Origin of the sequence: Nonomuraea composti, from assembly GCF_012034275.1 — a bacterium.
Taxonomy (GTDB): domain Bacteria; phylum Actinomycetota; class Actinomycetes; order Streptosporangiales; family Streptosporangiaceae; genus Nonomuraea; species Nonomuraea composti.
Map to the genome: position 1 here is coordinate 37,857 of NZ_JAATEP010000041.1, position 19,303 is coordinate 57,159.

The 19,303-nt window shown below is 71.3% G+C and carries 16 protein-coding genes; 13 read left to right on the forward strand and 3 right to left on the reverse strand.

From position 1 onward, the window contains the following. Window positions 1-8: 8 nt before the first annotated feature. Window positions 9-959 (reverse strand): 5-dehydro-2-deoxygluconokinase, encoded by a 951-nt coding sequence (gene iolC / locus HCN51_RS40910; RefSeq protein ID WP_168017409.1) that lies wholly within the window; start codon window positions 957-959, stop codon window positions 9-11. A 219-nt stretch (window positions 960-1,178) separates the two neighbouring features. Here iolC and HCN51_RS40915 point away from each other — a divergent pair, with 219 nt between their 5' ends. The 4 genes from HCN51_RS40915 to HCN51_RS62620 are packed head-to-tail and all read left to right on the forward strand — an operon-like array spanning window position 1,179 to window position 7,115. Continuing rightward, window positions 1,179-2,426 (forward strand): CehA/McbA family metallohydrolase, encoded by a 1,248-nt coding sequence (locus tag HCN51_RS40915; RefSeq protein WP_168017410.1) that lies wholly within the window; start codon window positions 1,179-1,181, stop codon window positions 2,424-2,426. After that, window positions 2,417-3,310: a TIM barrel protein gene (locus tag HCN51_RS40920; protein ID WP_168017411.1), complete on the forward strand. Its 894-nt coding sequence runs from the start codon at window positions 2,417-2,419 to the stop codon at window positions 3,308-3,310. Before HCN51_RS40915 ends, HCN51_RS40920 begins: the two co-directional genes overlap by 10 nt. Continuing rightward, entirely contained in the window at window positions 3,307-4,386 is a 1,080-nt protein-coding gene (locus HCN51_RS40925) for a Gfo/Idh/MocA family protein (protein WP_168017412.1), read from the forward strand. The genes HCN51_RS40920 and HCN51_RS40925 overlap by 4 nt, the downstream gene beginning before the upstream one ends. Beyond that, complete coding sequence (locus HCN51_RS62620; RefSeq protein ID WP_168017413.1) at window positions 4,383-7,115, forward strand: glycoside hydrolase family 38 N-terminal domain-containing protein; 2,733 nt, start codon at window positions 4,383-4,385, stop codon at window positions 7,113-7,115. Before HCN51_RS40925 ends, HCN51_RS62620 begins: the two co-directional genes overlap by 4 nt. Here the strand turns inward: HCN51_RS62620 and HCN51_RS40935 are convergent. After that, window positions 7,105-8,562, reverse strand: coding sequence for a PucR family transcriptional regulator (locus tag HCN51_RS40935; protein ID WP_346433976.1), 1,458 nt, complete (start codon window positions 8,560-8,562; stop codon window positions 7,105-7,107). The two genes, HCN51_RS62620 and HCN51_RS40935, sit on opposite strands and share 11 nt — an antisense overlap. A 70-nt stretch (window positions 8,563-8,632) precedes the next feature. Between HCN51_RS40935 and speB the strand changes: the two genes are divergently transcribed. Genes speB through HCN51_RS40950 form a run of 3 tightly spaced genes read left to right on the forward strand, consistent with a single transcriptional unit; the run spans window position 8,633 to window position 11,672 of the window. Continuing rightward, complete coding sequence (gene speB, locus HCN51_RS40940; RefSeq protein ID WP_168017415.1) at window positions 8,633-9,565, forward strand: agmatinase; 933 nt, start codon at window positions 8,633-8,635, stop codon at window positions 9,563-9,565. Beyond that, window positions 9,562-11,067 carry a purine-cytosine permease family protein gene (locus HCN51_RS40945; RefSeq protein WP_168017416.1) on the forward strand — a complete coding sequence of 502 codons (1,506 nt, stop codon included), beginning with the start codon at window positions 9,562-9,564 and terminating at the stop codon, window positions 11,065-11,067. Before speB ends, HCN51_RS40945 begins: the two co-directional genes overlap by 4 nt. Beyond that, a complete protein-coding gene (locus HCN51_RS40950; protein ID WP_168017455.1) occupies window positions 11,067-11,672 on the forward strand; it encodes a cyclase family protein in 606 nt (201 codons plus the stop codon). The genes HCN51_RS40945 and HCN51_RS40950 overlap by 1 nt, the downstream gene beginning before the upstream one ends. Here the strand turns inward: HCN51_RS40950 and HCN51_RS40955 are convergent. Then, window positions 11,669-12,163, reverse strand: a complete 495-nt coding sequence (locus HCN51_RS40955; protein ID WP_080042304.1) for an Lrp/AsnC family transcriptional regulator — start codon at window positions 12,161-12,163, stop codon at window positions 11,669-11,671. The two genes, HCN51_RS40950 and HCN51_RS40955, sit on opposite strands and share 4 nt — an antisense overlap. A gap of 200 nt (window positions 12,164-12,363) precedes the next feature. Between HCN51_RS40955 and HCN51_RS40960 the strand changes: the two genes are divergently transcribed. From HCN51_RS40960 to HCN51_RS40985, 6 genes are all read left to right on the forward strand, one after another. After that, window positions 12,364-13,797, forward strand: a complete 1,434-nt coding sequence (locus HCN51_RS40960; RefSeq protein ID WP_206068472.1) for a gamma-aminobutyraldehyde dehydrogenase — start codon at window positions 12,364-12,366, stop codon at window positions 13,795-13,797. A 21-nt stretch (window positions 13,798-13,818) separates the two neighbouring features. Then, the gene (locus HCN51_RS40965; protein ID WP_168017418.1) at window positions 13,819-14,886 is read left to right on the forward strand and encodes an ABC transporter ATP-binding protein; all 1,068 of its coding nucleotides are present in this window, start codon (window positions 13,819-13,821) and stop codon (window positions 14,884-14,886) included. Between the two features lie 30 nt (window positions 14,887-14,916). Continuing rightward, a complete protein-coding gene (locus HCN51_RS40970) occupies window positions 14,917-16,110 on the forward strand; it encodes a polyamine ABC transporter substrate-binding protein (RefSeq protein ID WP_168017419.1) in 1,194 nt (397 codons plus the stop codon). Between the two features lie 3 nt (window positions 16,111-16,113). Then, window positions 16,114-16,965 carry an ABC transporter permease gene (locus HCN51_RS40975; RefSeq protein WP_168017420.1) on the forward strand — a complete coding sequence of 284 codons (852 nt, stop codon included), beginning with the start codon at window positions 16,114-16,116 and terminating at the stop codon, window positions 16,963-16,965. Then, entirely contained in the window at window positions 16,962-17,747 is a 786-nt protein-coding gene (locus HCN51_RS40980; RefSeq protein WP_168017421.1) for an ABC transporter permease, read from the forward strand. The genes HCN51_RS40975 and HCN51_RS40980 overlap by 4 nt, the downstream gene beginning before the upstream one ends. 158 nt (window positions 17,748-17,905) lie before the next feature. Continuing rightward, the gene (locus HCN51_RS40985) at window positions 17,906-19,300 is read left to right on the forward strand and encodes an FAD-dependent oxidoreductase (RefSeq protein WP_168017422.1); all 1,395 of its coding nucleotides are present in this window, start codon (window positions 17,906-17,908) and stop codon (window positions 19,298-19,300) included. Window positions 19,301-19,303 lie beyond the last annotated feature (3 nt).

Consider the following 19,303-nt stretch of genomic DNA (forward strand, 5'->3'; position numbering starts at 1 on the left):
GACGTCCTTCAAGACGACGCCCCGTTCAGCAGGTCGTCCACCTCGGAGGTGGACGGCATGGCGTCGGCGCAGGCCAGGCGGGCGGCCACGAAGGCGCCCGCCGCGTTGGCGAAGCGGAGCGTGCGCTCCAGCGGCCAGCCGCGCAGCAGGCCGAGGCACAGGGCGCCGCCGAAGGCGTCTCCCGCGCCGATCCCGTTGACCACCTTCACCTCCATGGGCTCCACCAAGGCGCTCTCCTCGGAGGTACGCGCGAAAACCCCTTCGGGGCCCATTTTCACGATCGCCAGCCGTACGCCGGCGTCGAGCAGGGCTTGTGCGGCGGCCTCGGGGTCGCGGACGCCGACCGCCGTCTCCACCTCCTCCAGGTTGCCCACGGCCACGTTCGCCCGCGGCAGCATCCGCTGGGCCGCCTCGTGGGCGGCCGCGCGCGACTCCCACAGCACGGCCCGATAGTCGAGGTCGAACACCGTCAGCCCAGGCTTGAGCGCCGACGTGCGCGCCGAGAGCGCGGCGGCGTGGGCGGCGGCGCTCGGCTCCTGGCTGAGCCCGGTCAGCGAGAACCAGAACAGCCCGGCTCCCGCGATGGCGTCGAGGTCGAGCATGGAGGGGGTGAGCTGCAGGTCGGGCGGGTGCTCGCCGCGGTAGAAGTAGATGGGGAAGTGGTCGGGAGGGAAGATCTCGCAGAACGTGACGGGCGTGGGCCGGCCCTCGATGGTGTGGACGAAGGCGTCGTCCACGCCGAAGCCGCGGATGGCGCGGCGCACGTACTGGCCGAACGGGTCGGCCCCCACGCCGGTGATCACGGCGGAGCGCAGCCCGTGACGGGCGGCGGCGACGGCGACGTTGGTGGGGCTGCCGCCGAGGAACTTGCCGAAGGTCTCGACGTCGGCCAGGCCGACACCGGTCTGCAGCGGATAGACGTCGACGCCGGAGCGGCCGATCGTGATCAGGTCGTACAACAGCACCTCCAGGGATGGAGCTTACCCACGACACTAAGGCATATTGTCATGACATGCATATGTCTACTCGCGGAGGAGTTACGGGCGGTCTTTACGTCATCTTCATGTCATGACATATTGAGCGTTGTGTGCCTCCTCACCAAAGGGTGTGGCTTTGCTGGTACGGCGAAGGGGAAGGACGTCACGGCAACGTACATTCCCCAAGACGCGCCCCAAGACATGGACGAAGAGCGGTACAAGACCAAGCTCTCCCTCGATCCCGACTCCGGCAAGGGAGGCCGCACGGTGAACGGACACTGGAGCCTCGACGACCGGCTGGCACGATCCCTGCGGGAAGTGCCCTTCGAGGTGCCCGCGGGCGCCGCGGCCGTCACGGTGCGGCTCTCCTACGACCGCTCCCAGGGCGTCATCGACCTCGGGTGCGCGGGGCCGGGCGGATTCCGCGGCTGGTCGGGCGGGGCACGCGACACGTACACGATCGGTCCGGCCTGGGCGACGCCCGGTTACCTGCCGGGCGAGCCCGAGCCGGGCACCTGGCACGTGTGGCTGCGCCTGCACCGCATCCCGCCGCAGGGGCTGGACTACACGCTGGACGTCTCCGTGCACCGCACCCCGCCGCCCGAGCCCGTCGAGGCGGCGGAGCCGCCGCACGGCGAGCGGCCGCCCCGCAGGGCGATCCCGGATCTCGAAGGTCTGCGCTGGTACGCGGGCGACTTCCACGCCCACACCGTCCACAGCGACGGCAGCCTGACCGTCGCCGAGCTGGCCGAGCTGGCCCGCGGGCGCGGCCTCGACTTCCTGGCCGTCACCGACCACAACACGATCAGCCACCACCCGTGGCTGGCCGGGGCCGGCCGGGACATCACGCTCATCCCCGGCCAGGAGGTCACCACCGACCGGGGCCACGCGAACGTGTTCGGCGAGGTCGGCTGGGTGGACTTCCGCGAGCCCGCCGACTCCTGGGTGGAGCACGCCGAGCGGGCGGGCGGCCTGATCTCCGTCAACCACCCGCTCGGCGCCGACTGCGCCTGGCTGCTGCCGATCACCCGGCGGCCCCGCGTGGCCGAGGTATGGAGCTCCGGCTGGTGGGACCGCCGCTGGGGCGCGCCGCTGGCCTGGGCCGACGCCTGGCGCGACGACGTGATCGCGATCGGCGGCAGCGACTTCCACCAGCACGGCTCCGACGGCCTGCCCGGCACGCCCACCACCTGGGTGCTGGCCGAGGACCCCGCCGCCGTGCTCGACGGCGTGCGCGCCGGGCGCACCGCCGTGTCCACCGGCCCCGACGGGCCGCTGCTGCTCAGGCTCGGCGACGAGCTGATCGCCCTCGACGCGGACGGCCTGGTGCTCGTCCGCCCCGACGGCAACCGGCAGGTGGTCCGCGGCGAGCGCGCCCTCCTGCCGGCCATCGACGGCCCGCACCGGCTGGAGACCTACGAGAACGAGGTGATCGCCCTATGCGCGTGAGGAAAGTCGCCAACGCCCCCGTGAGCTTCGGCGTGTTCGAGCTGAGCGACGGCCCGCCGCCGCTGACGCCCGACGAGATGGTCCGCGCGCTGGCCGAGGCCGGCTACGAGGGCATCGACTCCGGCCCGATCGGCTACCTGGGCACGGGCTCCGAGCTGCGCGAGCGGCTGAGCGGGGCCGGGCTGCTGCTCTGCGGCGGGTGGGTGGACCTGCCCTTCCACGACGCGGACGCCTACGACAGGGCGCTGCCCACGCTGACGGCGGCGCTGGACGTGTTCGCCGCCGCGCCCGCCGGGGACCTCCCGCCGCGCCCCACGATCGCCTGCCCCGGCACGCCGGAACGGTTCGCGCGGCCCGGCGGGACCGCTCCAGGGCTGCCGGCCGCCGAATGGCCCGCGTTCGCCGCCCGCATCCAGGACGCGACCGAGCGGTGCCGCGCGCGCGGGTTCGAGCCCGCCTTCCACCACCACCTCGGCACGCACGTCGAGACGCCCGAGGACGTCGAGCGGCTGCTGGAGCTGACCGACGTGCAGCTCTGCCTGGACACCGGACACCTGCTGCTGGCCGGCGGAGACCCGGTCGCCGCGCTGCGCGCCTGGTCGGAGCGGGTCGGGCACGTGCACATCAAGGACGGCGACACCGCCGTCCTCGCCCGCGCCCTCGACGACGGCGTGGACCTGCGCGAGCTGATGGGCCGCGGCGGGTTCGCCCCGCTCGGCGAGGGCGAGCTGGACCTGCCGGCCGTGGTGCGCACGCTCGACGAGATCGGCTACGCGGGCTGGATCGTCATCGAGCAGGACACCCTGCCAGGGCGGCGCAGCGTCGCCCAGAACATCGCGGACCAAGCGGCCAACCGCCGGAAACTGAAGGACTTGGGGCTTTGAGAATCGCTCTTGTGGGCTGCGGCGCGGTCACGCAGGCCGTCTACGTGCCGCTGCTGTCGCGGCGGCGGGACCTGTTCGAGGTGAGCGCCGTCTGCGACCTGTCACGCACGCTCGCCGACGCCGTGGGCGAGCGGCTGGGGGCCGCGCGGCGGTACACGTCGGTGGCGGAGATGCTGGCCGGCGGCGGGTTCGAGGCCGTGGTCGTGCTGGCGTCCGGCTCGCACGGCGAGACCGTCCGCCAGGCGCTGTCCGCCGGGTACGCCGTGCTCTGCGAGAAGCCGCTCGCGCTGACCAGGGCCGAGGTGGCGGCACTGCCGGAGGGGCGGCTGATGGTCGCCTACATGAAGCAGTACGACCCGGCCGTGCGCCGGGCCGAGGAGCTGCTGGCCGAGCTGGGCGGGCCCGAGGTGATCAGGTCGGTCGAGGTGACCGTGCTGCATCCGAGCGCCGAGTCGCAGCTCGCGTTCGCCAACCTGACCCGCGCCGACGACGTGGACGCCGGCCTGCTGGCCTCGCTGCGGGCGGACGAGGACGCGCTGGTGTCGCGGGCGCTGGGCGAGCAGGCACCCCGGGAGGTGCGCGACCTGTACGGGGTGGCGCTCGGCTCGATCTGCCACGACCTGTCGCTGCTGCGCCGCTTCACCGGCTCTCCCGCCGAGATCTCCCATGTCGAGACGTGGGGGCCGGCGCCCGGCTCCATCGAGATCTCCGGCCCGCTGCCGGTACGGGGCCGCTTCTCCATCCGCTGGCACTACCTGCACGACTACCCCGCCTACCGGGAGACCGTGGCCATCCACCACGACCGGGGCTCGCTGGAGCTCGTCTTCCCCTCGCCGTACCTGATGAACGCCCCGACCACGCTCACCGTCGTGTCCGGGGGTGAGAGCCGTACGCACTGGCGGGACGTGACGGAGGCGTTCGAGGTGCAACTGGCCGCCTTCCACGCGTACGTGAACGAGGGCAAGCCGCCGCTCACCGACGTGCACGGGGGCCTGGAGGACATCGTCACGGCGCAGCGCATCGCCGCGCGCTACGCCGTCCTGCGTGGTCTGCCGCTGGGAGGCGAGGCAGCGTGAGCACGGAGATCGTCGTCGTCCCGCACACCCACTGGGACCGCGAGTGGTACGAGCCCTTCCAGCGCTTCAGGCTCCGGCTGGTCGCGCTGCTGGACGAGGTGCTCGACACGATGGAGCGCGAGCCCGCCTACCACTTCACCCTCGACGGGCAGCTCGCCTGCGTGGACGACTACCTGGAGGTGCGCCCGGAGAACCGCGACCGGGTGGCGGCGCTGGTGAGGTCGGGGCGGCTGGCGGTGGGGCCGTGGCAGATCCTGCTGGACGAGTTTCTCTGCTCCGGCGAGACCATCATCCGCAACCTGGAGCTGGGCATGGCCAGGGCGGACCGGTTGGGCGGTGCCATGCCGGTCGGCTACCTGCCCGACATGTTCGGCCACACGGCGCAGATGCCGCAGATCCTGCGCAAGGCCGGGCTGACGCACGCCTGCGTCTACCGGGGCGTTCCGTCGGCCGTCACCACCGACGTCTTCGCCTGGGTGGCGCCCGACGGCACGGCGGTGCGCACCCAGTACCTGCCGGCCGGCGGCTACGGCAACGGGGCCTACCTGTTCTCCGAGGGGGAGGGGCTGGCGGAGCGGGCGGCGGGGTTCGTGCGCACGATGCGCGAGTGGCACGGGCCCGAGGGGCCGCTGCTGGCGATGTACGGCACCGACCACTCGGCACCGGTGCGGGGGCTGCCGGACATGGTGGCCACGATCAGCGCCCGCATGGACACCTTGTCCGGATATATCGGCACATCTGATGGGGAGGTGGACGGCCTCCCGCAGGTGCACGGCGAGCTGCGCTCCCATGCCCGCGCCAACATCCTGCCCGGCGTCATCTCCATCCGCCCCCACCTCAAGCAGGCCATGAGCCGCGCCGAGCGGATGGTCGAGCGCTACGCCGAGCCGCTGGCCACGCTGTGGGGCTCGGAATGGCCCGGCCGCTTCCTCGACATGGCCTGGTGGCGGCTCGTGGACGCCAGCGGCCACGACTCCGTGACCGGCTGCGGCGTGGACGAGACCGCCCAGCAGGTCGCCGCCCGCATCGCCGAGGCCGAGCACCTCGGCCAGGCCGTCCGCGACCTGGTCACCTCCCGGCTGGCGCGCTCCGTGCCGTCCGACGGCGTGCTCATCGTCAACCCCACCCCCGCCGCCCGGCGCGGCGTCGTCATCATGGACATGCCGGGCAACGACCCCCTGCTGGACCCCTCGGGCGCGGTGGTGCCCGTGCAGCCCCTCGAGTACGCGCCCACGCTGCTGCTCGACGAGGAGATGGACCCGGCCACCGCGCTCACCTTCGTCCACGGCACCGAGCTGTACGGCCGGCACGTCGCCGGCTGGGCCGTCGAGGACGGCACGCTGACGTTCACCGTGGCCAGGGAGCCGTCGGTGGCGTTCGACGTCAACGACCTGCGCGGCGCCCTCGACGGCGTGACCCGCGTCCGCATCGTCGCCCAGCCCCGCCGCACCGTGGCCGCCCTGGTGCAGGCCCCGCCCCTCGGCCACACGAGCCTGCGCCCGGGGCCGCGCGAGCAGGCGCACGCCGAGGAGGACGGCGTGGAGCGCCTGCCCGGCATGCACGACCCGTCCTGCTGGCTCAGCTCCGACTCGGCCCCCCTGCCGGTGCGCGGCGACGAGCAGGTGCTGGACAACGGCCTCCTGAGGGTGACCATCGCCCGCGACGGCACCCTGACGCTGGTCGGCCAGGACGGCACCACCGTCACCGGCGCGGCCCGCGTCGTCGACGGCGGCGACGTCGGCGACACCTACAACTACGCGCCACCCGCCATCGACGAGACCGTGTCGGAGCCGGTGGCCGTGGAGGCGGAGCTGATCTGCACCGGCCCGCTCACGGCCATGGTGGACGTGCGGCGCACCTACCTGTGGCCGGCCTCCGGAGAAGACCCCTACGACACTCCCGAGGTGCCCGCCGGGACGCGCGCCACCAGGATGGAGGAGATCACCGTCACCACCCGGGTCGAGCTGCGCGCCGGCGAGCCGTTCGTCCGGCTGCGGGTGGACTTCGACAACCGCTGCGCCGACCACCGGGTGCGTCTGCACGTCCCGCTGCCGCAGCCCGCCACCTGCTCCCACGCCGAGGGCCAGTTCGCCGTCGTCACCCGCGGGCTCACCGCGGAGGGCGGCTGCGGCGAGACGCCGTTGCCCACCTTCCCCGCCTCGTCGTGGGTGGCCGCCGGAGGCGTGGCGGCGCTGCTGGAGCACGTGACGGAGTACGAGCTGGCGGACGGCGAGCTGGCGCTCACGCTGCTGCGCTCGACCGGCTACCTCTCCCGCAACCGCAACGCCCTGCGCCCCGAACCCGCCGGCCCCCAGCTGCCCACTCCTGCCGCCCAGTCGCGCGGGCCGCGCACGGTGAGCCTGGCGCTGATGCCGTACCAGGGGTCGTGGAGCGAGGTGGTGCCGCAGGCGGAGGCGTTCCGCCACGACCTGCTCGTGGTGCCGGGGCTCGGCGAGCCGTACCTGCCCCTGCCCGCGCCCGAGGCCGGGCTGGAGGTGGGCGGGGACGGCGTCGTGATGACCTCGCTGCGCGAGCGCGACGGGTGGCGGGAGCTACGCGTCGTGGCCCTCACCCCCGACGCCACGGAGGCCGTCGTCAGCGGGCGCTTCGCCGAGGCCCGCCACGCCGACCTGCGCGGCCGCCCCGGTGACCCCCTCCCGGTCACCGGCGGCACGCTCAGGCTCCCCCTCGGGGCCTGGGAGATCGCCACGGTGCAGCTCAGGTGCTGAGGCCGAGCTGGCGGGCCGCGCGGATGGCCAGCCAGACCTCGGCGAAGGCCGCGCTGGACTCCAGGTCCCTGCCGCTCAGCTCGCTGAACCGGCGCAACCGGTAGGCCAGCGTGTTGGGATGGACGTGCAGGGCCGCGGCGGCCTCGCCCATCCGGCGGTTGTGCTCCAGCCACGTGCGCACCGAGACCAGCAGGTGCGACCGGTGCGCCGCGTCGTAGGCGATCACCTTGCCGAGCACGTACTCCACCAGCGCGGTCAGCGTGGCGCGGTCCTCCGGCAGCCAGCGGCCGGTCGTGTCGTCGCCGTACGCGACGAGCCCTCCGCCCGACTCCGCGGCGTGGGTGGCCGCCCAGGCCGCCTCCCGCTGGGCCACGCGCAGGGGCTCGCCGGGCGGGAAGGGGCGGCTCATGCCGGCGGCGGCGCCCGGGACGGCGGCCGCGGCCGGGCCGAGGGAGGGCGGGCCCAGGAGGTAGTGGTCGTCGCCCCGGCGGAGCATCAGGTGCGGGTGGTCGTCGAGGGCGCGGCGCAGGGCGTCGTCGGGGGCGCCGCGCACGATGAGCAGCGCCGTGTCGGTGTCCATGGGCAGGCCGAGGCGGGCCAGGCGGCGGCGGGCGGCGGGCGGGTCGAGGAGGTCCTGGAGGAGCTCGGCGAGCGTTTCCGCGCCTTCCCTGCGCAGGGTCTCGCGCTCGTGCCTGGCCATCGCGACCTGGAGGGCGGCCACCGTGGCGATGTGCTGGACGACGGCGAGGCCGGCGGGGCGGGCGCCCTCGCGTTCGAAGGCGACGAGGTAGCCGGCGGGGCCACCAGGAGCGGAGACGGGCAGGACGAAGCCGCCGGGGATGGTGGGCGGGGCGTCGAAGGTCGCGGGCAGGACGGACGGCGCGGGAGCGGGGACGCCGGGCAGGAGGGGGCGCCCTGACGGGGTGGACAGGTAGACGTCGTAGCCGGACAGGCGCTCCAGGCGCTTGAAGAGCGTGGCGGTGTCGAGGTCTTCTGTGGCCAGCCAGCGCAGCGCGCCGAACACCTGGAGCTGGGCGCCGAGGCGGTGGCTGGCGTCCTCCTGGAGCGCCGCCGCGACCTCCTGCGCGATCGCGATGAACGGCACCGCCAGCGGCACCTCCAGCACCGGCATGCCGCGCTCCTCGGCGGCCTCGAAGAAGGCGGGGTGCAGCGGCGGCACGTGCAGCTGGGCCGACAGGGCCAGCGCGGAGACGCCGGCGTCGTCGAGGCGCTCCAGGTAGGCCCGCTGCCGGGTGGCCGAACGGGGCACGCCGATGCCGGTCGTCATGATGACCTCGGCCCCGAGCAGCCAGGGCGTCGGGTCGTCGAGCTCGCTCACGTGCGCCCACGAGACCGAGCGGGACAGCCCGGCCTCGCCGGCGAGCACGCGGAGCTGGAGGGCGGGGGAGCGGAGGAGATCCTCCACCGTCAGTTTGTGCTCGGCCACAACACACACCGTAATACTTCGTGACGACCACAATTGCCGCAGGTCAGAGCCATGACGAACACTGAGGCGCATGACTCTCGGCCCTGTCGACTCCAGCAAGGTCCCGCGCTTCGCGGGCCCCGCCACCTTCGCCCGCCTGCCCCGCCTCGACCAGGTGGAGCGGGCCGGCGTGGCGGTGGTGGGCGTGCCCTTCGACACCGGCGTCTCCTACCGGCCCGGCGCCAGGTTCGGCCCGGCGGCGGTACGGGAGGCGTCCCGCCTGCTGCGGCCCTACCACCCGGGCCTGGACGTGTCCCCGTTCGAGCGGGTGCAGGTCGCCGACGCCGGCGACATCGCGGTCAACCCGTTCGACATCGGCGCCGCCATCGAGACCATCGAGGGCGCGGCCGACGACCTGGACGCCAAGCTCGTCACGATCGGCGGCGACCACACGATCGCGCTGCCGCTGCTGCGCTCGGCGGCCAGGAAGCACGGCCCCGTGGCGCTGGTGCACTTCGACGCGCACCTCGACACGTGGGACACCTACTTCGGCGCCGAGTACACGCACGGCACCCCGTTCCGGCGGGCGGTCGAGGAGGGCATCCTCGACACCGAGGCGCTCAGCCACGTCGGCATCCGGGGCTCCCTCTACGGCAAGAAGGACCTGGAGGAGGACCGGCGGCTCGGGTTCGGCATCGTGACGGCGGCCGACGTGCTGCGGCGCGGCCTGGACGAGGTGATCGACCTGCTGCGGCAGCGGGTCGGCGACCGCCCCCTCTACCTGTCGGTCGACATCGACGTGCTCGACCCGGCGCACGCCCCCGGCACCGGCACCCCCGAGGCGGGCGGGCTCACCAGCCGCGAGCTGCTGGAGATCCTGCGCGGCCTGGCCGGGCTCAACCTGGTCGGAGCCGACGTGGTCGAGGTGGCCCCGGCCTACGACCACGCGGAGATCACCTCGATCGCCGCCTCCCACGTGGCATACGACCTCGTCAGCCTGCTCGCCCTCCAGGAGAAGATATGAGCGGCACCTCCATCACCGAGATCGAGACGTACGGCGTCGAGCGCATCCCCGACGCCGACCGCACCGCCCGCCCCGTCGACCTGTTCAGGGTCGCCTTCGGCGGCGCCAACACGTTCGCGACGTGCGTGCTCGGCGCCTTCCCCATCCTGTTCGGCCTGTCGTTCTGGCACGGCCTGGCCGCGACCGTGCTCGGGCTGGTGGCGGGGGCGCTGATCCTGGCGCCGCTGTCGCTGTTCGGGCCGCTGAACGGCACCAACAACGCCGTCTCCTCCTCCGCGCACCTGGGCGTGCACGGCCGGATCGTGGGCTCGTTCCTGTCGCTGCTGACCGCGATCGCGTTCTTCTCGATCTCGGTGTGGTCGTCGGGCGACGCGCTCGTGGGCGGCGCGCACCGGCTCGTGGGGCTGCCGGACGGCGATCTGTCGTACGGGGTCGCGTACGGGATCTTCGCCGTCCTCGTGCTCGTGGTCTGCGTGTACGGCTTCCGCTTCATGCTGTTCGTGAACAAGATCGCGGTGGCGGCGGCGTCGTTGCTGTTCGTGCTGGGCGTGTTCGCCTTCGCGGGCGACTTCGACCCGTCGTACGCCGGCACGGTCAAGCCGGGTGACGCGTTGTTCTGGCCCTCGTTCATCGGCGCGGCGCTGATCGTGCTGTCGAACCCGGTCTCGTTCGGCGCCTTCCTGGGCGACTGGTCCCGCTACATCCCGGCGAGCACGCCGCGCCGGCGGGTGATGGCGGCGGCGTTCCTGTCGCAGGCGGCCACGATCCTGCCGTTCTTCTTCGGCCTGTCCACGGCCTCGATCATCGCGGCCAAGGCGGCCGAGTACGTGGACCCGGCCGCCCCCAACTACGTCGGTGGCCTGCTGGCGGTCTCGCCGGGCTGGTACTTCGTGCCCGTGTGCCTCATCGCGCTGATCGGCGGCATGTCGACCGGCACGACCTCGCTGTACGGCACCGGCCTCGACTTCTCCAGCGTCTTCCCGCGCTTCTCCCGGGTGCAGGCGACGGTGTTCATCGGCACGCTGTCGATCGTGTTCATCTTCATCGGGCGTTTCGCGGCGAACCTCACGCAGAGCATCTCGACGTTCGCCACACTGATCATCACGTGTACGGCACCCTGGATGGTGATCATGATGCTCGGCTACGTGACGCGGCGTGGCTGGTACGACCCGGAGGCGCTGCAGGTGTTCAACCGGCGCCAGCGCGGCGGCCGCTACTGGTTCACGCACGGCTGGAACTGGCGCGGGCTGAGCGCCTGGCTCGTCTCGGCCGGGCTGGCGCTGATGTTCGTCAACCTGCCGGGCCAGTTCGTCGGGCCGCTCGGTGACCTGGCCGGCGGGGTGGACATCTCGCTCCCGGTCGGCCTGGCCGTGGCGGGGCTGCTCTACCTGGTGCTGCTGGGCCTGTTCCCCGAGCCGCGCGAGGTCTACGGCCCCGACGGGCCGCGCCTGGTCCGCGCGGCCGACACGCCGGTGCTGCCGATCGTGGAGCCGGTGGCGTGATGGAGCTGCTCGACCTGTCCGCGCCGATCGAGACCGGCATGCCCGTCTACCCGGGCGACCCGGAGGTCTCGCTCGGCCCGGCGCTCACCGTGGCCCGCGACGGCGTGAACGTGCTGGGCCTGCACCTGGGCTCCCACTCGGGCACCCACGTGGACGCGCCCTTCCACATCGACGATGCGCTGCCCACGCTGGACGAGCTGCCGCTGGAGCGCTTCCACGGCCCGGCGGTCGTGGTGGACGCGCGGGGCCTGGGGTCGATCGGACCGGAGCCGTTCGAGGAGGTGCGCGCGGGCGTGATCGTGCTGGTGGCCACCGGCTGGCCGTTCGGCGGCCACGGGCACCCGTACCTCAGCGCGGAGGCGGCGCGGCTGCTGGTCGAGCGGGGCGTGCGGACGGTCGGGACCGACGCGCTGAGCGTGGACCCGACGCCCGCCGACGACTTCCCCGCGCACGAGATCCTGCTGCGCGCGCACGCGGTGATCGCCGAGAACCTGCGCGGTCTCGACCGGCTCATAGGAGCGGGGCCGGTCGAGGTGTCCATGTTCCCGCTGCGGATCACCGGAGGCGACGGCTCTCCTGTCCGAGCCGTCGCCCGGGTCGGTTAGCGGGTGCCCCAGGAGTAGGTCTGCTTGCGCAGCTTCAGGTAGACGAACGACTCGGTCGCCCGTACGGCGGGGATGGCGCGGATCTTGCTGAGGATCTCCAGCAGGTGCCCGTCACCCTCGCAGACCACCTCGACGATCACGTCGAAGGAGCCCGCCGTGAGGACGACGTAGTCGATCTCCTCGATGTTCGCCAGCTCGTCGGCGACCTTCTCCAGGTCGCCCTCGCAGTTGACGCCGATCATGGCCTGGCGGGGGAAGCCCAGCGTGAGCGGGTCGGTGACGGCGACGATCTGCATGACGCCGGCGTCCTGGAGGCGCTGGACGCGCTGGCGTACGGCGGCCTCGGACAGGCCCACCGCCTTCCCGATCGCCGCGTACGGCTTGCGCCCGTCGGCCTGGAGCTGCTCGATGATCTGCTTGGACAGGTCGTCGAGCACCACCGGGCTGCCGGAGCCTGCGCTGTTTCGGCGTACGCGGGGCGGCGTCGTCATTGAGCGGATCCTCCTAGCGGTCCGGCGTTACGGGGGCGTTCCCGCCGGGTTGCCGTCCTGGTGCGACATGTTGTCAGGTCTTCGCGGTCTGTCAAGCGAATTCGTAGCAATTTGATATCTTCACCACGAAATCCCTTGTCCAGATGCATCTGCTCTGTCAGAGTCGCGGCATCTCAGCCACCTCCGAGGAGGTCACCACCTTGACCACCCGCCTGCAGAACTACATCAACGGTGGGTTCGTGGACGCGAAGAGCGGCCGATTCTCCGACATCATCGATCCGTGCACGGGTGAGGCTTATGTCCAGGCCCCCGTTTCGGGTCAGGAGGACATCGACGCCGCCTTCGCCGCCGCGGCCGCCGCCTTCGAGTCGTGGGGCAGGACCACCCCGGGTGAGCGGGCTAACCTGCTGCTCAAGGTCGCCGACGCGATCGACGCCCGGGCCGACGAGATCAACGAGGCCGAGTGCCGCAACACCGGCAAGCCGCGGGCCCGCATGGCCGAGGACGAGACGCCGGTCGCCGCCGACCACTTCCGCTTCTTCGCCGGCGCCGCCCGCACGCTGGAGGGCCCGACGGCCGGCGAGTTCCTGGCCGAGCACACCAGCGTCATCAGGCACGAGCCGATCGGCGTCGTCGGCCAGGTCACGCCGTGGAACTACCCGATGATGATGGCGGTCTGGAAGATCGCCCCCGCGCTGGCGGCCGGCAACACGATCGTGCTCAAGCCGTCCGACACCACCCCCGTCTCCACGCTGAAGCTCGCCGAGATCATCGGTGAGGTGCTGCCCGCGGGCGTCTTCAACGTCGTCACCGGCGACCGCGAGACCGGCTCCATGGTCGTCAGCCACCCGACCGCCGCCATGGTGGCGATCACCGGCTCGGTCGGCGCGGGCATGTCGGTGGCCAAGAGCGCCGCCGACGACCTCAAGCGGGTGCACCTGGAGCTCGGCGGCAAGGCGCCGGTCGTGGTCTTCGAGGACGTCAAAGACCTGCGCAAGGCCGCCGCCGACATCGCCACCGCCGGCCTCTACAACGCCGGCCAGGACTGCACGGCCGCCTGCCGGGTGCTGGTGCACGAGAGCGTGCACGACGAGTTCGTGGCCGCACTCACCGAGGCCGCCGCCGGCACCGTCACCGGCGACCTCGACAACGAGGACGCGCTCTACGGCCCGCTCAACAACGAGAACCAGCTCGCCAGGGTGCAGGGCTTCATCGACCGGGTCCCGGCCCACGCGAAGGTCCTCACCGGCGGCCACCGCGTCGGCGACAAGGGCTACTTCTTCGCCCCGACGGTCGTGGACGGCCTGCGCCAGGACGACGAGATGGTGCAGAACGAGGTCTTCGGCCCCGTGATCACCGTTCAGACGTTCACCGACGAGGCCGACGCGCTCGCCAAGGCCAACGACGTGAAGTACGGCCTGAGCGGCTCGGTCTGGACCTCCGACCACGGCCGCGCCATGCGCATGTCGAACCGGCTCGACTTCGGCGTGGTCTGGGTCAACACGCACATCCCGTTCGTCTCGGAGATGCCGCACGGCGGCTTCAAGCACTCGGGGTACGGCAAGGACCTGTCGGTGTTCGGTCTGCACGACTACACCCGGGTCAAGCACGTCATGCACTACATCGGCGAATAGCGGCAAGGAACGAACCTGGAAATGACCGGGCTGAGTGCGATTGAGCTTGCGGACGTCGTCAAGGAGTATCACTCGCATGGCGAGGTCGTCCAGGCAGTCAAGGGCGTGACGCTGGGCATCGGGGAGGGGGAGTTCTTCTCCCTCCTCGGGCCCTCCGGCTGCGGCAAGACCACGACCATGCGCATGATCGCGGGCTTCGAGGCGCCCACGAAGGGCGTGGTGAAGCTCTACGGCCAGGACGTCACCGACGTCCCCCCGAACAAGCGCGACGTCAACATGGTCTTCCAGTCCTACGCGCTCTTCCCGCACATGAGCGTCTGGGACAACGTGGCGTTCGGCCTCAAGCAGCGCAAGGTCGCCCAGGCGGAGATCAGGCGCCGGGTCGGCGAGATGCTGGAGATCATCGGCCTGACGGGCCGCGAGAAGCGCATGCCGCGCGCGCTGTCCGGCGGCCAGCAGCAGCGGGTGGCGCTGGCCAGGGCGCTGGTCAACCAGCCGCGCGCGCTGCTGCTCGACGAGCCGCTGGGCGCGCTCGACCTGAAGCTGCGCCAGGCCATGCAGATCGAGCTCAAGCGCATCCAGCGCGAGGTCGGCATCACGTTCGTGTACGTCACGCACGACCAGAGCGAGGCGCTGACCATGAGCGACCGCATCGCCGTGATGAACGACGGCGTGGTCGAGCAGCTCGCCGGGCCGCGCGAGATCTACGAGCGGCCCGCCACGGCCTTCGTGGCCGGCTTCATCGGCACGTCCAACCTGCTCGCCGGCGCCGCGACCGGCGGGGAGATGAAGGTCGGCGGCGGCAAGGTGCTGGTGCCCGGCCACGACGGCGACGTGACCGTCACCGTGCGGCCCGAGAAGATCACCATCGGCACGGACGAGCCCGCGCAGGGGCTGAGCGCCGTGAAGGGCACCGTGTCCGAAGTGGTGTATCTCGGCACGTATAACAGCTATGCGGTGAGTCTCGCTGACGGGGCCGAGGTCACCGTGTTCCAGCAGAACGCGCATGATGCCACGGCCACCGCGGAGCGGGGCGACTCCGTCTGGCTGTCGTGGCAGGCGCAGCACTCGTACGTGATTGGAAGTTGACAGCACCTCATGAACCCCCTCATGCGTGGAATGACGCAGCCCCGCACCCGTCGTGACGTCTTCCGCCTGGCCGGCTTCTCCGCCGCCGGGCTCGCCCTGGCCGCCTGCGGCGTGCAGGGGCAGAAGGCGGCGCCGCCGAAGGCCGACGCCGTGGCCGACTACTGGGCCAAGCAGAAGAAGAACGGCAAGGTCGTCTTCGCCAACTGGCCCGAGTACATGCCGGAGGACAAGGGGCCGCTGGAGAAGTTCAAGAAGGACACCGGCATCGCGTACGAGTACAAAGAGGTCATCCAGGAGAACGCCGAGTTCTTCGGCAAGGCCGACCCCGTGCTGCGGGCCGGGCAGTCGCTGGGCTACGACATCGTCGTCATGACGAACGGCATCCAGCTCCAGCACATGATCGAGCTGGGCTACGTGGTGCCGCTCGACCACTCCAAGCTGCCGAACTTCGACGCCAACGCCGGGCAGAAGTACAAGGAGCGCTCGTACGACCCCGGCAACAAGTACACCGTGCCGTACACCTCCGGGGTGACCGGCATCGCGTACAACACCAAGTACGTCAAGGATGAGATCACCAGCATCGAGTCGCTGTTCGACCCGAAGTACAAGGGGCGGGTCGGGATGATGGCCGACGCGCAGGAGATCGCGAACTTCGGCATGATCGCGCTGGGCATCGACCCGGAGAAGTCGACCGAGGCGGACTGGAACAAGGCCGGCGAGAAGCTGAAGGCCCAGCGCGACGCCGGAATTGTCCGGAAATATTATGATCAGTCGTATATCGACGCCGTGTCGAAGGGCGACGTCTGGCTGACCATGGCCTGGTCCGGCGACGTCTTCCAGCGCCAGCTCGCCGGCGAGCCGGTCAAGTTCGTCGTGCCCGCCGAAGGCGGCACCATCTGGACCGACAACATGCTCATCCCCAAGGGCGCGGCCAACCCCGTGGACGCCCTCATGCTCATGGACTACCTCTACCAGCCGGCCGTCGCCGCCGAGCTGGACGAGTACATCCAGTACGTCACCCCCGTCCCCGCCGTCCAGGACCTGTTGCGGGAGAAGGCCAAGACGGCCAAGGGCGAGGACAAGAAGGCCCTGGAGGACATGGTGGACAGCCCGCTCATGTTCCCCTCCGAGGCCGACTACGCCAAGCTGCACAACTACACCCAGCTCACCACCCAGCAGGAGCAGGTGTTCAACCCGATCTTCCAGTCGATCACCCAGGCGTAGACGATGCGGCGGCTCACCCCCTACCTGCTGGCGCTGCCGAGCTGGATGTGGCTGGCGATCTTCCTGGTCGTGCCCATGGTGGCGATGGCGTCGGTGTCGCTGCAGACCGGCAACGCCATCGACGGCTTCGCCATGACGTTCAGCTTCTCCAACTACACCGACGCGATCGGCCGCTACAGCACCCAGCTCGCCCGCTCGCTGCTCTATGGCGCGCTGGCCACCGTGGCCATGCTGGTCATCGGCTACCCGGTGGCGTACTTCATCGCCTTCAAGGCCGGCGCCCGCAAGTCGATGTACCTGTTCCTCCTGCTGCTGCCGTTCTTCGTCTCGTTCGTGCTGCGCACGATCTCGTGGAACTTCCTGCTGGCCGACAACGGCATCCTGTTCGGGACGCTGAAGGGCTGGGGGCTGCTGCCCGCCGACTTCCACGTGCTGGCCACGACCGCCGCGGTGGTGGGCGGGCTGACGTACAACTTCCTGCCGTTCATGATCCTGCCCATCTACGTGGCGCTGGAGCGCGTGGACCCGCGCGTCGTCGAGGCGGCCCAGGACCTGTACGCGACCCGGGCGGCGGCCTTCCGCCGGGTGGTGCTGCCGCTGTCGCTGCCCGGGGTGTTCGCCGGGGTGCTGATGACGTTCGTGCCCGCCACGGCCGACCCGATCAACGCCGCCATCCTCGGCGGCACGTCGAACACGATGATCGGCAACATCATCCAGACGGCGTACCTGACCAACCTCGACTACCCGACCGCCTCCGCGCTGTCGTTCACCCTGATGGCGGTGTTGCTCGTGGGCATCTTCATCTACGCGCGGGCGCTCGGCACCGAGAACGTCCTAGAGGCGGCGGCCCGATGAGGGGCGGGCGGGCCGGCGACCGGCTGCTGCACCTCTACACGTGGCTGATCATCGTCTGGCTGTCGTCGCCGATCGCCGTGATGATCCTGTTCGGCTTCAACGACAAGCGGAGCAAGTCCAACACCACCTGGCAGGGCTTCACCCTGCGCTGGTACGCCGAGCTGTTCGACATCTCCGACCTGACCACGGCGCTGGCCAACTCGCTGAAGATCGCCCTGGCCAGCACGGTGATCACGGTGGTCATCGGCACCATGCTCGGCCTGGCGCTCGGCCGGCACCGCTTCCGCGGCAGCGGCGTCACGAACTTCCTCGTCTTCGCCGCCATCTCCACGCCCGAGCTGGTCATGGGCGCCTCGCTGCTGTCGCTGTTCGTCTCGGGGAACGTGCCGCGCGACTCCGTCACGATCATCGTCGCGCACGTGCTGTTCTCACTGTCCTTCGTGGTCGTCACCGTACGGGCGCGGGTCGTCACGCTGGACCCGTCGCTGGAGGAGGCCGCCAGGGACCTCGGCGCCGGCGCCTGGGCCACGTTCCGCCTCGTGACGCTGCCGTCGATCATGCCGGCCGTGCTCGCGGGCGGCATGCTGTCCTTCGCCCTGTCCATCGACGACTACGTCGTGACCAGCTTCGTCAACGGCTCCACCGTGACCTTCCCGCTGTGGATCGTCGGCGCGGTCAAGACCGGCATCCCGGCGCAGGTCAACGTCATGGGTACGCTGCTGTTCGGAGCCGGGGTGCTGATCGCCGTGGGCAACGCGGTCGCGGCCCGCCGCCGTAGCTGAGAGCATTCTTCCGACCGCCCCTCCGCAGGTCGCGGAGGGGCTTCACCGTGGCCAAGAACAGGGAGGCGAGATCGGATTCCGGCGGGGGGAACCCGCGCGTGATCACCTATTTGGTCCCGCAATTTCACACTCAGACTTTCGTAAGGGAAGTGGGATTTGTGGATCCGCTGAAGGCGCTGGCTGACGCGGAGCGCAAGCCGTACTGGCTGGACAGCCCGGCCAGACCCGAGCCGCAGCCGCGGCTCTTCGGACACACCACCGCCGACCTGGTCGTCGTCGGCGGCGGCTTCACAGGGCTGTGGACGGCCCTGATGGCCAAGGAACGCGACCCGTCACTCGACGTCGTCCTGCTCGAAGGCCGCAGGATCGGCTGGGCGGCCACCGGCCGCAACGGCGGGTTCTGCATGGCGACCCTCACCCACGGCCTGGCCAACGGGCTGGAGCGGTGGCCCGAGGAGATCGACCGGCTCGAACGCATGGGCGTCGAGAACCTCGACGAGATCGAGCGCACGCTGGAGCGCCACGGCATCGACTGCTCGTTCGAACGCACCGGCGAGCTGCACGTCGCCACCGAGGACTGGCAGCTCGACGGGCTCAACGAGCACCTCGACCTCATCTCCGACCTGGGCCTCGACTACGTGCCGCTCGACCAGGAGCAGGTGCGGGCCGAGGTGAACTCGCCGACCTACCTCGGCGGCCTCTGGGAGCGCAGCGGCTGCGCCATGCTCGACCCGGCCAGGCTGGCGTGGGGCCTGCGGGAGGCGTGCCTGCGGCTCGGCGTCCGCGTCCACGAGCGCACCCCGGTCCGCTCGCTGACCGACGACGGCACGACGATCACCTTGCGCACGCCGTACGGGGCGGTGGGCGCGCGCCACGTGGCGCTGGGCACCGGAGTGTTCCCGCCGCTGCTGCGGCGGCTCAAGCACTTCGTGGTCCCGGTGTACGACTACGCGCTGATGACCGAGCCCCTGACCGGCGCCCAGCTCGACGCCGTGGGCTGGCGCAACCGGCAGGGCGTGGGCGACTCCGGCAACCAGTTCCACTACTACCGGCTGACCGACGACAACCGGATCCTGTGGGGCGGCTACGACGCCGTCTACTACAACGGGGGCCTGGTCAAACCGGAGTACGACCAGCGCGACGAGACCTTCGTCAAGCTCGCCCGGCACTTCTACGACACCTTCCCGCAGCTCGACGGCGTGCGCTTCACCCACAGGTGGGGCGGCGTCATCGACACGTGCAGCCGGTTCAGCGCCTTCTACGGGCAGGCGCACGGCGGCCGGCTCGTCTACGCCGCCGGCTACACCGGCATGGGCGTCGGCGCCACCCGGTTCGGCGCGAACGTCATGCTCGACCTGCTGTCGGGCAAGCCCACCGACCGCACCGAGCTGCGGATGGTGAAGGAGAAGCCGATGCCGTTCCCGCCCGAGCCGGTGCGTTCGGGGGTGATCCAGTTCACCCGCTGGTCGATCGCGCAGGCCGACCAGCACCAGGGCAGGCGCAACCTGTGGTTGCGCGCGCTCGACCGGATGGGGCTGGGGTTCGACTCGTAACCT